The sequence below is a fragment of the Micrococcus sp. IITD107 genome, assembly GCF_041927415.1.
Classification (GTDB): Bacteria; Actinomycetota; Actinomycetes; order Actinomycetales; family Micrococcaceae; genus Citricoccus; species Citricoccus terreus.
The window spans coordinates 246,538-260,091 of record NZ_JBHFFN010000002.1 but is presented as its reverse complement, the minus strand read 5'-3'; the positions used below and the strand labels follow the sequence as shown (position 1 = coordinate 260,091).

Annotated in this window: 14 protein-coding genes; 5 read left to right on the top strand and 9 right to left on the bottom strand. The window is 66.3% G+C overall.

All coding sequences use genetic code 11. The features are described 5' to 3' along the window. The first annotated feature begins 45 nt into the window (after positions 1-45). From ACEXHE_RS05600 to ACEXHE_RS05585, 4 genes are all read left to right on the top strand, one after another. Complete coding sequence (locus tag ACEXHE_RS05600) at positions 46-672, top strand: hypothetical protein (RefSeq protein WP_374785008.1); 627 nt, start codon at positions 46-48, stop codon at positions 670-672. A 248-nt stretch (positions 673-920) separates the two neighbouring features. After that, a complete protein-coding gene (gene mscL, locus ACEXHE_RS05595) occupies positions 921-1,352 on the top strand; it encodes a large conductance mechanosensitive channel protein MscL (protein WP_374785007.1) in 432 nt (143 codons plus the stop codon). Positions 1,353-1,472: 120 nt separating this feature from the next. Continuing rightward, positions 1,473-2,861 carry an MFS transporter gene (locus ACEXHE_RS05590; RefSeq protein ID WP_374785006.1) on the top strand — a complete coding sequence of 463 codons (1,389 nt, stop codon included), beginning with the start codon at positions 1,473-1,475 and terminating at the stop codon, positions 2,859-2,861. Further along, complete coding sequence (locus ACEXHE_RS05585; RefSeq protein WP_374785005.1) at positions 2,848-3,366, top strand: TetR family transcriptional regulator; 519 nt, start codon at positions 2,848-2,850, stop codon at positions 3,364-3,366. The genes ACEXHE_RS05590 and ACEXHE_RS05585 overlap by 14 nt, the downstream gene beginning before the upstream one ends. A gap of 22 nt (positions 3,367-3,388) precedes the next feature. Here ACEXHE_RS05585 and ACEXHE_RS05580 read toward each other — a convergent pair whose 3' ends face one another. Genes ACEXHE_RS05580 through ACEXHE_RS05555 form a run of 6 tightly spaced genes read right to left on the bottom strand, consistent with a single transcriptional unit; the run spans position 3,389 to position 9,552 of the window. Next, a complete protein-coding gene (locus ACEXHE_RS05580; protein WP_374785004.1) occupies positions 3,389-4,477 on the bottom strand; it encodes a C45 family autoproteolytic acyltransferase/hydolase in 1,089 nt (362 codons plus the stop codon). 4 nt (positions 4,478-4,481) lie between these two features. Next, positions 4,482-5,333: an ABC transporter ATP-binding protein gene (locus ACEXHE_RS05575; protein WP_374785003.1), complete on the bottom strand. Its 852-nt coding sequence runs from the start codon at positions 5,331-5,333 to the stop codon at positions 4,482-4,484. After that, positions 5,330-6,139 carry an ABC transporter ATP-binding protein gene (locus tag ACEXHE_RS05570; RefSeq protein ID WP_374785002.1) on the bottom strand — a complete coding sequence of 270 codons (810 nt, stop codon included), beginning with the start codon at positions 6,137-6,139 and terminating at the stop codon, positions 5,330-5,332. The genes ACEXHE_RS05575 and ACEXHE_RS05570 overlap by 4 nt, the downstream gene beginning before the upstream one ends. After that, complete coding sequence (locus ACEXHE_RS05565) at positions 6,139-7,044, bottom strand: ABC transporter permease (RefSeq protein WP_374785001.1); 906 nt, start codon at positions 7,042-7,044, stop codon at positions 6,139-6,141. Before ACEXHE_RS05565 ends, ACEXHE_RS05570 begins: the two co-directional genes overlap by 1 nt. Beyond that, positions 7,044-7,979 (bottom strand): ABC transporter permease, encoded by a 936-nt coding sequence (locus tag ACEXHE_RS05560; RefSeq protein ID WP_374785000.1) that lies wholly within the window; start codon positions 7,977-7,979, stop codon positions 7,044-7,046. Before ACEXHE_RS05560 ends, ACEXHE_RS05565 begins: the two co-directional genes overlap by 1 nt. 40 nt (positions 7,980-8,019) lie before the next feature. Continuing rightward, positions 8,020-9,552, bottom strand: a complete 1,533-nt coding sequence (locus ACEXHE_RS05555) for an ABC transporter substrate-binding protein (protein WP_374784999.1) — start codon at positions 9,550-9,552, stop codon at positions 8,020-8,022. A 253-nt stretch (positions 9,553-9,805) separates the two neighbouring features. Between ACEXHE_RS05555 and ACEXHE_RS05550 the strand changes: the two genes are divergently transcribed. Further along, positions 9,806-10,849, top strand: a complete 1,044-nt coding sequence (locus ACEXHE_RS05550; RefSeq protein WP_374784998.1) for a LacI family DNA-binding transcriptional regulator — start codon at positions 9,806-9,808, stop codon at positions 10,847-10,849. A 24-nt stretch (positions 10,850-10,873) separates the two neighbouring features. Here the strand turns inward: ACEXHE_RS05550 and ACEXHE_RS05545 are convergent, their stop codons facing one another. The 3 genes from ACEXHE_RS05545 to ACEXHE_RS05535 are packed head-to-tail and all read right to left on the bottom strand — an operon-like array spanning position 10,874 to position 13,489. Next, positions 10,874-11,020 carry a hypothetical protein gene (locus ACEXHE_RS05545; protein ID WP_374784997.1) on the bottom strand — a complete coding sequence of 49 codons (147 nt, stop codon included), beginning with the start codon at positions 11,018-11,020 and terminating at the stop codon, positions 10,874-10,876. Between the two features lie 10 nt (positions 11,021-11,030). Next, positions 11,031-12,380, bottom strand: coding sequence for a phosphoglucosamine mutase (gene glmM, locus ACEXHE_RS05540; protein ID WP_374784996.1), 1,350 nt, complete (start codon positions 12,378-12,380; stop codon positions 11,031-11,033). Between the two features lie 11 nt (positions 12,381-12,391). Next, positions 12,392-13,489 carry a glycosyltransferase family 4 protein gene (locus ACEXHE_RS05535; protein WP_374784995.1) on the bottom strand — a complete coding sequence of 366 codons (1,098 nt, stop codon included), beginning with the start codon at positions 13,487-13,489 and terminating at the stop codon, positions 12,392-12,394. Between the last annotated feature and the right edge of the window lie 65 nt (positions 13,490-13,554).

The window sequence follows — 13,554 nt, the reverse complement described above, 5'->3', positions numbered from 1 at the left end:
CCCACCATGCCACGGGGACATGGTCTTCCAGGAAAGGCAACCACCATGACACTCGAGCCCTCGCCACGCAGTAAGCGCCGCCGGAGACTCCACGCCGCCGCCACTGCCGTGGTCCTGGCCTGTTCGGCGGGAGCGTTCGCTCCCGCCTCCGCCGCTCCGGTCGCACCGGCGGCCCAGCCCACCGCCGTCACCACGGGCACCGCCGCAGCCACCCCCTACTGCGGCGTCCGGTGGGGCTCGCTGCCGGAGACCCGGAGCGGCTACTCCTCCGCCACCATCCGCAACGTCCGGGCAGGCCGCCACGCCTGCTTCGACCGCATGGTGATCGACGTGAAGGGACAGTTGCGCGGCTATGACGTGCGCTATGCCCCCGTGTACCGGGAAGGGTCCGGAGCCTTCGTCCCGCTGCTCGGCGCGGCCGATCTGCGGATCACGGTCAAGGCCCCGGCTTACGACCAGAACGGCCGGGCCACCTACACACCCCGCTCTCCGAACCGGCTCGTGGACGTGACCGGCTACAGCACGTTCCGCCAGATCGCCCTGGCCGGCAGTTTCGAGGGTCAGACCACCTTCGGCCTCGGCGTGCGCGCCCGGCTGCCGTTCCGCACCTTCGTGCTCCCACAGTCAGGAGGTGTCTCCCGTCTGGTGATCGACGTCGCCCACCGGTGGTGAGTCCCTCACATCACCGCCGTGCAGGACGGAGCGGCTGTGGGGCACCCGGGAGCGGGTGCCCCACAGCCGTGTCACCGCTCCGTTTCCGGGCCCATATGATGAACGCTCAGGTCAGGCGCCGAAAAGGAGCGTCCAGCCCAGTTCCGTACCGTGATCTTGAACACTCCGAGCCCGTAGTTTAGCCGGATTCATGGACCTTAGGCCATTTCGTTACCGAATCGAGTCCATCCTGACGTATGCTCGGGACCATGCTTCAAGGCTTCAAAGAATTCCTCATGAAGGGCAACGTGGTCGATCTGGCCGTTGCCGTCGTCGTGGGTGCCGCCTTCGGTGCCGTCGTCAACGCCCTGGTCGAGTCGGTCCTCATGCCGCTGATCTCTGCGCTGTTCCAGTCCCCCAACTTCGATTCGTTCGCCATGCTGACCATCAATGGCAATGACATCAAGTTCGGCGTCCTGCTGACCGCCATCGTCAACTTCCTGCTCGTCGCCGCAGCCGTGTACTTCGTCATCGTGCTGCCGATGAACAAGATGATCGAGGCCCGCAACCGCCGCCTGGGCATCACCCCGGCCGAGGACGAGGTCCCCGAGGACGTCAAGCTGCTCACCGAGATCCGCGACGCACTGCAGGGCCGCTCCGGCACCGCGCCCCCGGCCGGTGGCGCGAACCCGCAAGTCTGATCTCTCCATCACCCGCACCTACACACACAACGGCCGCTCCTCACGGGGCGGCCGTTGTCGTCTCCGCCGCCCCTCTCTGTACGTTGAAACTGTACCGACCGGTCAGTACAGTTATCCGCTGTGACGACTCCCTTCCAGCGCTGGTCCTTCCTCGGCGTGATCTCCCTCGGCCTGCTGATGATCGGCATCGACAACTCGATCCTCTACACGGCCCTGCCTGAGCTACGCGAGCAGCTGGACATGACCGAGACTCAGGGGCTGTGGATCATCAACGCCTACCCGCTGGTGCTGGCCGGACTGCTGCTGGGCACCGGCACCCTGGGCGACCGGATCGGCCACCGGCGGATGTTCCTGACCGGCCTGGTCCTGTTCGGCATCGCTTCTCTGGCCGCCGCCTTCTCTCCCGACGCCTGGTCGCTGATCGCCGCCCGGGCCGCCCTGGGTCTGGGCGCTGCCGTGATGATGCCCGCCACCCTGGCGCTGATCCGGATCACCTTCACCGATGAGCGCGAGCGCAACACCGCGATCGGCGTGTGGGGTTCGGTGGCCGTGATCGGCGCGGCAGTGGGCCCCGTGGTGGGCGGACTGCTGCTGGAGTTCTTCTGGTGGGGCTCGATCTTCCTGATCAACGTGCCGATCGTGCTGATCGCCCTGGTCGCCACCGTGCTGATCGCACCGCCGAATATGCCCAACCCCACCAAGCGGTGGGATGCGGTCTCCTCGATCTACGCTCTGCTGGCACTGTCCGGACTGGTGATGGCCATCAAGGAGGCCGCCCATCCGCACCGGACCTGGTGGCTGCTCGCGGCCGCCGTCGTGGTGTGTGCGCTGGCCGGGGTCGCCTTCGCCCGGCGTCAGCAGCGCCTGACCGATCCGCTCCTAACCTTCGACGTCTTCCGCTCCCGCATCTTCACCGGTGGCGTGCTGGCCGCCGGCGGTGCCATGTTCGCCGTGGCCGGCCTGGAGCTGATGACCACCCAGCGCTTCCAGATCGTGGAGGGGTACAGCCCGTTGGGCGCCGGACTGCTGATCATCGCCGTCACGGTCACCGCCTTCCCGTTCTCCATCCTCAGCGGGGCGTTCCTGCACCGCCTGGGCTTCATCCCGTTGATCACCGGCGGCTTCATCGCCGTGACCGTGGGGATCGGACTGGCCCTGTGGTTCGGCTCCGTGGACGTGATCCCGGGCTTCGTCGGGGCACTGGCCCTGGTGGGCGCCGGCGCGGGGTCCATCATGTCGGTGGCCTCCACCGCCATCGTCGGGTCCGCTCCCGCCCACCGTGCGGGGATGGCCGCGGGCGTGGAGGAGGTCTCCTACGAGTTCGGGACGCTGGTCTCGGTGGCCATCCTGGGCAGCCTGCTGCCGGTGCTGCAGCTGGCCACCGGCTCCTACGACTCCGCCTACTTCCGCATCCTGGCCATCCTGGCCGGAGCCGCAGCCGTCCTGGCCGTCATCTCCGCGTACTGTTTCCGAGGCAACCCGAAGGGAGCGCGTGTTGCGCACCAGTAGACGTCAGCAGATCATCCAGGCCGCCATCGGGATCATCGAGCAGCGCAGCGTGGAGGCACTGACCTTCGAGTCCGTGGCGGCAGCCGCCGGGATCTCCAAGTCCGGGATCATCTACCACTTCCCCACCCGCCACGACCTGCTGCGCGGGGTCAACCAGCACTTCATCGACCAGTGGGAGACCGAGCTCCAAGAGGTGGCTGGCGCCCCGGCCGATCAGCTCACCCTGGCCCAGCGGCTCCGTGCCGTGGTGGTCACCCTGGGCGGCAACGCAGACCGCGCCGAGCTGCTGATGAGCCTGGAGTCCCACGACCACCCCGAGCTGCCCCAGATGTGGGCCGAGCTGGAGGACCAGTGGATGAGCACGGACCCGCACAGCGAGCTCTACCCGGCCCAGCTGATGGCCCTGGGGCTGTGGGCGCACGACCACGTGCACCACCGAGCCCTGTCCGAACAGGAGCGCGCTGACCTGGTGGCGACCATCCTGGACCGGCTGCCGAAGGACTGAACCCAGCCGGCCGTCGTCGTGCTCAGGGATTCAGGGTGATCCAGTCATCGTCCGCAGCTTCAGCTGGAGAGCCGGACGCCACGGACATCTGCCGAGCCGCCGGTTCCAACACCACCGTCGCCAGTGTGGCCCACCGTTGACCGAAAGGCAGCGCCGGATTCGGTCGGCAGCACAAGGCGGCCTCGCCCGCATGGGAGATCAGCACTCTCGACAGGTCCTCTGGATAGACCGGGACAGCACCGCGGTGGATCCTGTCCATGAGCAGCGCCATACGCTCGTCCGAGTCAGGCTGGTAGAGCTCTGAACGTTCATCTGCACTGAACGATGGCGTCAGGAAGTGGTTGGTGTGCACCCACACGGAGCTCTTCGGCTTCAGGACGTTCATCTCTCCTGCCGCAAACTCCACCATCGCCGCATTCTCGGAGTCGACCACTGTGATGCAGCTGGATGCGCCCACCGGAGTGGCACGCATCATCTCCAGGGCATGGGCGACGCTGTCAGCACCTCCGAGGATTCCGGCGATCAGTGCATGGATCGGAACCCCCTGTGACCCGTCTCGTCGATGACCGAGAACGTTGAGATGCACCCCGACTCCCGCGTCGTTGATGCCGATCTTGGCCGGCTGCCCGAACTCGGCGAGCGCTGCGTAACGTCTCGACTGGCTCGCGTGGTGGATCAGATGCCACCCGTCGGTCATCTCCACATGCCAGTCCCACGTCTGGACAGAGCGCAGTCGGTGCCCTCGATCAATGAGGGTCGAGCACTCTCCCGGCCTGATCCCTGGTGCCATGGACAAGATCTCCGTCCGGCCGATGATCAGCATGAGTTCCTCCACACCGATTTCCGCCCCTAGCGCCAACGCCCCGAGCTCAGCATGGAGTTCTGGGAACCGTTGTTCCAAGGCGCCGAGCATCAGCCGAGCCTGCTGTTCAGCGGCGTCGTCGTCGATCCCTGATTCACGGAACAGCTCGCGGTACCGCGTCAGGGTGGTGGACACCTCGGCGCGGATGGCCTGCCCCCAGGCGGCACCGCACTCCCGAGCATCCGCTCCTGTCACTCTCACGATGCGCGGCTGGTGATTGGCCGGCGTCGGAAGATCCTCCGCGGACATGGGGTCAGCCATTCGAACCACCGGCGAGTTCCTTGGTCTGGTTCGGCAGCCGGCGTGCCGGAGACCACCCCGGTCGAGGGATGCTGGCGATCAACTGCCGCGTATACTCATCCCGGGGGGCGGTCAGCAGCTCCCTGGTCTGGCCTCGTTCGACGACTTCCCCCGCTTTCATGACCATCACCTCGTCAGCGATCTCGTTCGCGACTGCCAGATCATGGGTGATGAACAGGTAAGCGAGCTTCTTCTCCGTCTTCAACCGGGCCAGAAGGTCGAGAATCTGCGCCTGAACGGTGACGTCCAATGCGGAGACGGCTTCGTCCAGGACGATGATGTCAGGTTCGGCTGCCAGCGCACGAGCAATTGCAACACGCTGCAGCTGCCCACCGGAGAGCTGATCGGGCAGTGCGTCCAGGTGACGATCCCCCAGTCCTACCTCGGCGAACAGCCGTTCCACGGCTTGGCGCCGGGTTCCGCGGTCACCGATGCCGTGTGCGGCCATCACCTCCGCCACCGACTGCCACACCTTCAGCCGCCTGTTGAACGATGATCGGGGGTCTTGGAACACCATCTGGATGCGGCTGGAGAGCATCTTCCGCAGTCGCCGAGTCATGCGACCGGTGACGGTGACGTCACCGACGGTGACAGAGCCGGAGGTCGCCTGTTCCAGCCCGGTGGCGATCCTGACCAGAGTGGTCTTGCCGGACCCGGACTCCCCCACGATCGCCAGGCAGTCCCCCGCGTGGAGGGCGAAGGAGACCTCTCTGCACGCGACCACGGACCGCCGCCCTCTGGTCAGGTTCGTGTAGAAGACACAGGTCACATCCTGCGCCGTCAGAATCGGTTCAGCTGTGCTCATCCGTCGGCCTCCGAGATGTCCAGGAAATCCAGCGACGGCTTGGCGTCCACCAAGCCCCGGGTGTATTCATGGCTCGGCTGTCCCAACACCTCTCGGGGTGAACCGGACTCGACGATCTCGCCGCGTCGCATGACGAGGATGCGGTTGCAGACCGCTGCGGCCAGATCGAGATCGTGCGTCACGTACAGCATCCCCACTCCGGTCTTCCGCTGCAGATCGTTGAGAATCGCCATCACTTCGGACTGTGTGGTGACGTCGAGAGCGGTGGTCGGTTCGTCGGCCAGGATGAGCCGCGATCCACGGGCGACCGCCCCGGCGATCACCACCCGTTGGAGCAGCCCTCCCGAGAGCTGATGGGGAAAGGACCCGAGGATCCGGTCCGGATCCGGGATGCCGACGTTGGTGAGTCCTGAACGGGCCCTGTCCATGGCCTCTTGCCGCTTGACGGACGGATCCGCGGCGACCACACCCTCCACGATGTACTCCGCCACCCGCAGCACCGGGTTCAGGCTCGCCTGAGGGTTCTGCGGGATCAGGGAGATCATCTCTGCCCGGACCTTCCGCAGGCGCTTCGGTGACATGGTGAGGATGTCTTCGCCGTCCAGCTCGACGGAACCGCTGCTGACTTCTGCGACCGAGGGAAGAGTCCCCAGGATCGTTCGCAGCGTCATGGACTTGCCCGACCCGGACTCACCGACCAGTCCGACCACTTCTCCGGAGTCGACGCTGACGTTGACGTCATGGAGCAGCGACGACGTGCTCCCACTGGTGTGGACGTCGACGCAGAGCCTGTTCACCCGCAGCATCAGGACCTCCCCTCCGCTTTGCGCCCGCCCAGACGCTCACCGACATATCCGACAGCTGCCACGGTGATGACGATGCCGAGTCCGGCAAGGATGCTCTCAGCCGGGTGCCCAGCCAGCAGCGCCTCCTGCCCATCGGAGACCATCAGGCCCCAGTCGGCTTTCGGCGGCTGCACCCCCAACCCGAGGAAGGACAATGCGGCCAACTCGATCATGGCGTACCCGAAATTGATGGTCATCCCGGTGAGGATCTGCTGCCGGACATTGGGCAGCAGGTGCCGGGCGGTGATCAGCAGTCCCGAGATCCCCTGCAGCTCCGAGCTGCGCACATAGGGCAACGCTCTCTCCCGCAACGCCACGGAGCGGATGATGCGCGCAGAGTACGGCGCGTATCCGATGGCCAGCGCCACGACTGCCGTCTGGACGCTGGGTCCGAAGATCGCCACGGCCAGGACGGCCAGCAGCAGGTTCGGAAAGGCGAACAGGAAATCGAGCACCCGAGAGATGAGCCCGTCCACCCACCCGCCGAACCACACGGCGGTCAGGGACAGGATCGTCGCCAGGACAGCGGTCAGGATGGATACACCTGCGGCCGCGATGATCGCTGACTGAGCGCCGATCGCCAGTCTGACGAGGAGGTCCCGTCCCTGACGGTCTGTGCCCAGCCAGTGCTCGCTAGACATACCTTCGTATCGGTCCGCGATGGACCCTCCGGTCTCGGTGTGGGGAGAGAGCAGGGGCACGACGACGGCCGCCAGCCCGACCAGCGCCAGTATCGCCAGATAGAACCACATCATCGGGTCGCGTCGTCCTCGCCGACGACTCCGGGGCTTCTGGGCTGACGAGGCCTGGCTTGGTTCCTGGGCCAGCGGTGCCTCACGGGAGGGAGCCTGATCGTTCACAGCCATCACCGTCCTGCGATCCGCACTCGAGGATCGATCAGCGAGTACAGCAGGTCGACCACGAGATTCACGACACCGAAGACCGTCACGAGGATCAGGGCGACTGCTTGGACCACGGCGAAGTCCTTCCGCTGAATGGAGTTCACGAGCAGGGAACCAATCCCATCAAGGGTGAACGCATACTCGACCACGAACGCGCCGACCATCAGGGCTGCCAGGTGTACACCGACGGCCGTGGTCACCGGCAGCATCGAATTGCGGATGATGTGCCGACGGCGGACCAGCCCTGGCGGGACCCCTCGAGCCAGCGCCATCTGCACATGCTCACTGTCCTTCTCCTCGACGACGGCTGTCCTCGTCACCCGGGAGATCACGGCGATGGACGGGAGGGCGAGCGCGAAAGCGGGCAGGCTGAGGTGATGCAGCCGGCCCAGCAACCCCTCGCCGGAGCCGTAGACCGGGAACCATCCCAAGGTGACGCCGAAGATACTCATCAGCAGCAGCGCTGCGAAGAAGGTCGGAACAGCGAATCCCAAGTTCGAGAAGAACAAGACGGCCTTCTCCACGATCCCTCCGCCGAGCCCCCCGACGATGCCCAGTGAGACACCCAGAACCACGATCAGGACGGCAGCGTACGCGACGAGCATGATCGTCGTCGGAAGTCGATCAGCCAGCAGCTGGGCGACCTCCTGCCTGTTGACCAGCGATTGGCCGAAATCCCCCTGCACGGCGGCCCCGATCCAGTTCCCATACCGGACGAGGAACGGGTCATCGAGGTTGTACTGGGCTCGGATGCTGGCCAGCACTTCGGGCGTCACGGTCCGGCCCTGCACCAGGAACTGTTCGGGCGAGCCCGGCGCCAGGTACATCCCGCCGAAGACCGCAAAGCTGGAGAGGACAAGAACGATCAGCAACGCGAACACACGCTTGATCACGTACATTCAATCGGCCCTACCCCTCTGCATCCGAACGACGTCCTCGTCATTCGCTGCTGCCCAGATGTGCCGCCCACGGGTAGTACAGATAGACGAACGATGCGGGAACGCCGGTCACACGGTCGTTCATGTACAGCCGCACCGGCGTGTCCGCGATCGGCAGCCACGGCATCTCCTCCATGGCCTTCTTCTCCAGCTCCACGACCTTCGCCGCACGGTCGGCCTCATCACCGATGGTGACGGCTTCTTCGATCAGCGCCTGGATCTCCGGATCAGAGAAGTCCGAGAAGTTTTGCGATCCGCCCTCCGCCACGATCGTGCGCAGGAATACCAACGGGTCCGGGACATCCATGTAGTTGGCCGTCACGAAGGCTCCATGGCCGGCGCGTGCCTCCTCGTCTGAGAAGAATGCCCCGAACTGTGCACTGGGCACTCCTTCCGGCTGGACGTCCAGTCCGATCTCTGCGCCGGCGCGGGAGAGCTCGGAGATGATGTCCGCGTAGTAGCCGCGTTCGCTCGGATACACGATGGAGATGGTCTCGGAGGTGTCCACGTCCGCCTCAGCCAGGATCTCCTTGGCCAGTTCGACGTCGGGCTCCGTGCTCGGCAGCTCGTCACGTCCGGCGGCAAAGAGCTCATCGCCGTAGGACCACCCCTTGTCAGGCACCAGGGATCGAGCCGCCACCGCTGTCCCCTCATAAACGGCCTCAGCGATGCCGGCCTTGTCCGTCGCCGTCCACAAAGCACGTCGGACCGCCGGATCACCCAAGGGGCCTTCACCGGTGGAGATGACCGCCATGATCTGCAGCGAGTTGCCGAGGATCAGCTCACCGGAGTCGGAGCTGCGCAGTTCCGGAACAGCCGCCAGGGGGATGTCATAGGATCCGTCGATGTCGCCGCTGCGCAGAGCAGAGGTGATGGCTGTCTGGTCGACGATGAACTGAATCGTGAGTTCCTTCGTCAGCGGAGTACGCTCCTCATTCCAGTACTCGCCATTCGCCGTCAAGACGATGTTCTGCGCTGCATTCCACTGCTTCACCGAGTAGGGTCCGGTGCACATCACACCGCCCTGCGGTGTCCCGTAGGCGCCACCCGCTTCCTCACGGTGTGACTCCTGGACGACCACGCCCAACGGAGTCGCCATGTAGGAGTTGAAGGTATTGTCCTTCTCCTTAAGGGTGATCGTCACTTCACGGTCACCGGTGACCTCAATGGACTCGATGTTCCCGGTCACGGCATCACTGGTCCAGTAGCTGCCCTCCTCCGCATCGAGATGGCGTTTCAGGCTGAAGGCGACGTCCTCAGCAGTCATCGGATCGCCGTTCCAGAACGTGACGCCATCGCGCAGGGTGTAGACGTAGGTGTTTCCGTCAACGTCCACCGACTCCGCCAAGTTCGGTTCGATGGTGTAGTCCGGAGTCATGATCATCAACCCTTCACACAGGTTGGCGACCACCGTGTTCTCGGGGTAGTTGAAGGCCTTGATCGGGTCTAGCGATGCGGGTTCACCGAAGGGGAGGTTCCACGACGCGCTGTCCAAGGGGCCTGCAGCGGCATCGGTGTTGGTGAGCAGCTCCATCTCGGTCCCCGACTCAGGTTCCTTCTGATCGACATCTCCACTCGGAGAACCGCACGCCGAGAGCAGCATCGACGCCGCGATGACACTCGCTGCGAGGGCAGTGGGCCTGATTTCCGGGTTGTTCATGTCCGCCTCCAGGGCTAGCGGTGAAAGGTGCTGCTCGGTACATTAGGTTCATAAAACGTTTTATTAGATGATCAAACGGATCGTAATGCGATCGTTATCACAGAGGAGTGGCCATCGCATGGCGAGAGTGACCATCCATGATGTCGCCCGCAGGTCCGGGGTCTCCATCGCCACGGTCTCGCTGGCGCTGAACGAAAAAGGGACATTGTCGGACCGGACTCGGGCGCACGTTCGAGAGGTCGCAGACGAGCTGGGGTACATGTCCAATGCCATCGCTCGAGCGATGCGGGGTGCGCCGATCGGGGTGTTCGGACTCATCCTCCGGCCCCTGGACGAGCTGGGTTTCTACCGGCTGCGGGGTGTCGACTACTTCACCCGCCTGACCGGGGCCCTGGCCATCGAGTGTCTGGAACGTCGCCGTTCACTCCTCACCCTGCCTGACCCGTCGCGCGGCCCCCGTTCACCGGTCGTCTCAGCGCTGGACGGGTACTTCGTGGCAGATCCGATCATCGACGATCCTGTGCTGCGGATCCTGGACCAGTGGTCTGTTCCCTACGTGACCATCGGAGATCCCGTGGGCCCCCAGGACTCCGCAGACGAGGACTGCCCCGATGCTCAGGACACCAGACGCGTGCTCGAGCACCTACGGCTGAGAGGTGCGCGGCGGATCGCCCTGGTGGCCGGCACCGACCCCAATACGTGGAACAGTGTCTCAGTCGCTGAATATCGTCGATTCGCATCCGCATGCGGGATGCCTCCACTGGTCCGACGAGTTCCCGAACGGGACGGAGAGGAAGGAGGCGAGCGAACAGCACGAGACCTGATCGATGAGATCCCGATGATTGATGCCGCCTACCTGCTGACCGGACGCCACGCCTCGGGATTTCAGCATGAGGTGCAACGTCGCGGCCTTCATGTACCCGACGACATTCAGATCATTGCAGGCTCAGATTCGGCGCAGTGTCGTACCGCACAGCCGCCCATCACCGCAGTGGATCTGCATCCCGAGGCGCACGCGTCCCAGGTGGTGGATGAACTGATCCTGAAGATCGAGAATCCCCGCGACACTCGTCATGCTCCGGCTGCCCGTACGTCCGTCAGTCGACTCCTGCTCCGGTCCAGCACGCGCGCTGCCCAAGACACCGATGAGGCGTGGTCAACCGAAAGTTGAGCACAGCTTCTGACCGACTCCACCTCAGCGCTCTGCACCCAGGTCGATGCACGGCATCCAGGAGTTCGGCGGCTGCTCGCAGTTCGGTGCCTGGATGGCCAGCCAGGCCACGCCCATCAGCACGACGACGGCCAGCACCAGGCCCACGAACAGGGCCACCTTGGACTTCACGCCAGGGGGCTCAGGCCAGGGCCAGTTCGCGCTGGACCACGGCGGCCAGGTCCTCGGCCTCACGGCGGGCCACCGACTCATCGGCGGCCTCGACCATCACGCGCACCACCGGCTCCGTGCCGGAGGGGCGCAGCAGCACCCGGCCGGTCTCACCCAGGCGCTGCTCGGCGGACTCCACAGCGGCATGCAGCTCAGGGTCGGTGGCCGCACGGGACTTGTCCACGCCCTTGACGTTGATCAGCACCTGCGGGAGGCGCTCCATCACCGCGGCCAGCTCGGCCAGGGACTTGCCGGTGGCGGCCATGCGCGCACCGATCTGCAGTCCGGTGAGCACGCCGTCGCCAGTGGTGGCGAAGTCGGAGAAGATCACGTGGCCGGACTGCTCCCCACCCAGGGAGTAGTCGCCGTACTTCATGCCGGCCAGCACGTAGCGGTCCCCCACCTTGGTCTCCACCAGCTGCACGCCCTCGCGCTGCATGGCCAGCTTCAGGCCCAGGTTGCTCATCACGGTGACCACCAGGGTGTCATCACGCAGCCGCCCGGCGTCCTTCAGGGCCAGCGCCATGATCCCCATGATCTGGTCGCCGTCCACCACGGTGCCGTTCGCATCCACGGCCAGGCAGCGGTCGGCGTCCCCGTCATGGGCGATCCCGAAGTCCGCACCGTGCTCCAGCACGGCGGCCTGCAGGGGCTCCAGGTGGGTGGACCCCACGCCGTCGTTGATGTTCAGTCCGTCCGGATCCGCGCCGATCACCACCACCTCGGCACCGGCGTCGGTGAAGGCCTGCGGGGAGCATCCGGCCGCAGCGCCGTGCGCGCAGTCCAGGACCACCTTCAGCCCGTCCAGGCGGTTCGGCAGGGACTTGAGCAGGTGCACCACGTAGCGGTCTTCGGCGTCGGCGAAGCGGTCGATCCGGCCCACCTCGGCGCCGAGCGGACGCAGCGGCTCCAGCTCCATCTGACGCTGGATGGCGTCCTCCTGCTCGTCGGTGAGTTTCTCACCGCCGCGGGCCAGGAACTTGATCCCGTTGTCCGGGGCCGGGTTGTGCGAGGCGGAGATCATCACGCCGAAGTCGGCATCCTGGTCATCCACCAGGAACGCGGCGGCCGGAGTGGGCAGCACCCCGGCGTCCAGCACGTCCACACCGGAGCTGGCCAGGCCCGCTCGCACGGCGGAGTTGATGAACTCCCCGGAGATGCGCGGATCCCGCGCGACGACGGCCACCGGACGCTTCCCCTCGGGGACGGTCTGGTGCCCCAGGACCACCGCGGCGGCCTGGGCGAGCTTCAGGGCGAGTTCGACGGTCAGGGTCTCGTTGGCCAGGCCACGGACGCCGTCGGTTCCGAATAGTCGTGACATCACGCCTGATTCTAAGCCGTGCCGCCCGGTTCGCCCCGCAGCGACCCGTCCGAGGAGGCCTCGGCATAGACCCACTCCAGCCGGTCCCGCCGGCTCTCGGGACAGTAGTGCAGACGCAGGGCCTGCCTCCAGAAGGCCCGATTGCGCGCACGCAGGTCCTCCCGGGCCAGCAGAGCCGCGGAGAGCTCCACCAGGTCGCTGAGGGAGGTGACCATGGCGATCGGGTCCCCCGCGTCCACCGCGCCCGGAGCGAGGCGGAAGACCGCGGGCACGCCCGCCGCCGCGGCGGCCACCACCGTGGGCGGCACGCTGCCCGAGGCGGTGGCGCTGACGTACAGCGAGGCCCCGAGCAGCTCCTGGTGGCGCTGGTCCGGCTGGACGGACCGCACCGCCCGATCGGCCGAGGCAGAGGGCAGATGCCGCGGGTCCAGGCGCTCGCCGTCCACCCAGGCGAAGCGGGTCTCCTGCGGCCGGCGGATCCGCCGCAGCCGCTCCGAGAACTGCGCGAAGGCCTGCTGGTCCTCCGCGGGCCCGGTGATCGCCCCGGCGGCCACGACCGCCCTCTGCTGTGCAGGCAGGTCGTTGCAGGTCCCCTCCAGCCGGTAGGGGGCCGGAGGGACCAGGTGGATGGGCGTGCGGCCACGGCAGAGCCGGTGGGCTAACCGGTGATCGGCGGACGTGGTGGTGGCCACCACGTCCGTCAAGCAGCACAACCGCCTCTCGACGCGCTCGATCCGGCGCACCTGATCGGGGTTCAGCGGCTGCTCGACCAGGCCGAAGCCGTGCGGCGTGAACACCATGCCGGGGCGCCCGAGCTCCGGCACCAGCCGGCGGCCCACGCGAGTGGCGAAGCCGATCGGCGCCGAGTGGGCGTGGATGACGTCGGGCTGCAGGGTGCGGACGGCCCGCACCAGGGCGGGGGTCTCGGTGGCCATGAGCCGCACGGAGGTGAGGAACGAGTGCTCGGCCGCCGGATGGAGACGGCCGGGGACCGGGAGCGGCGGTGCGGTCAGCACCTCGTGCTGAGCCAAGGATGCGGCCTCGGAGAAGGAGGCCACGGTGCGTTCGGCGAGATCGTCATGGCGGTCGACGACGTGCAGGACCTTCATGGCAGGCAAACCTCAGGGTGTGTGCCGACAAGGCGGCTGGGCGGGCTTCAAGAGCCCCCTGAGAC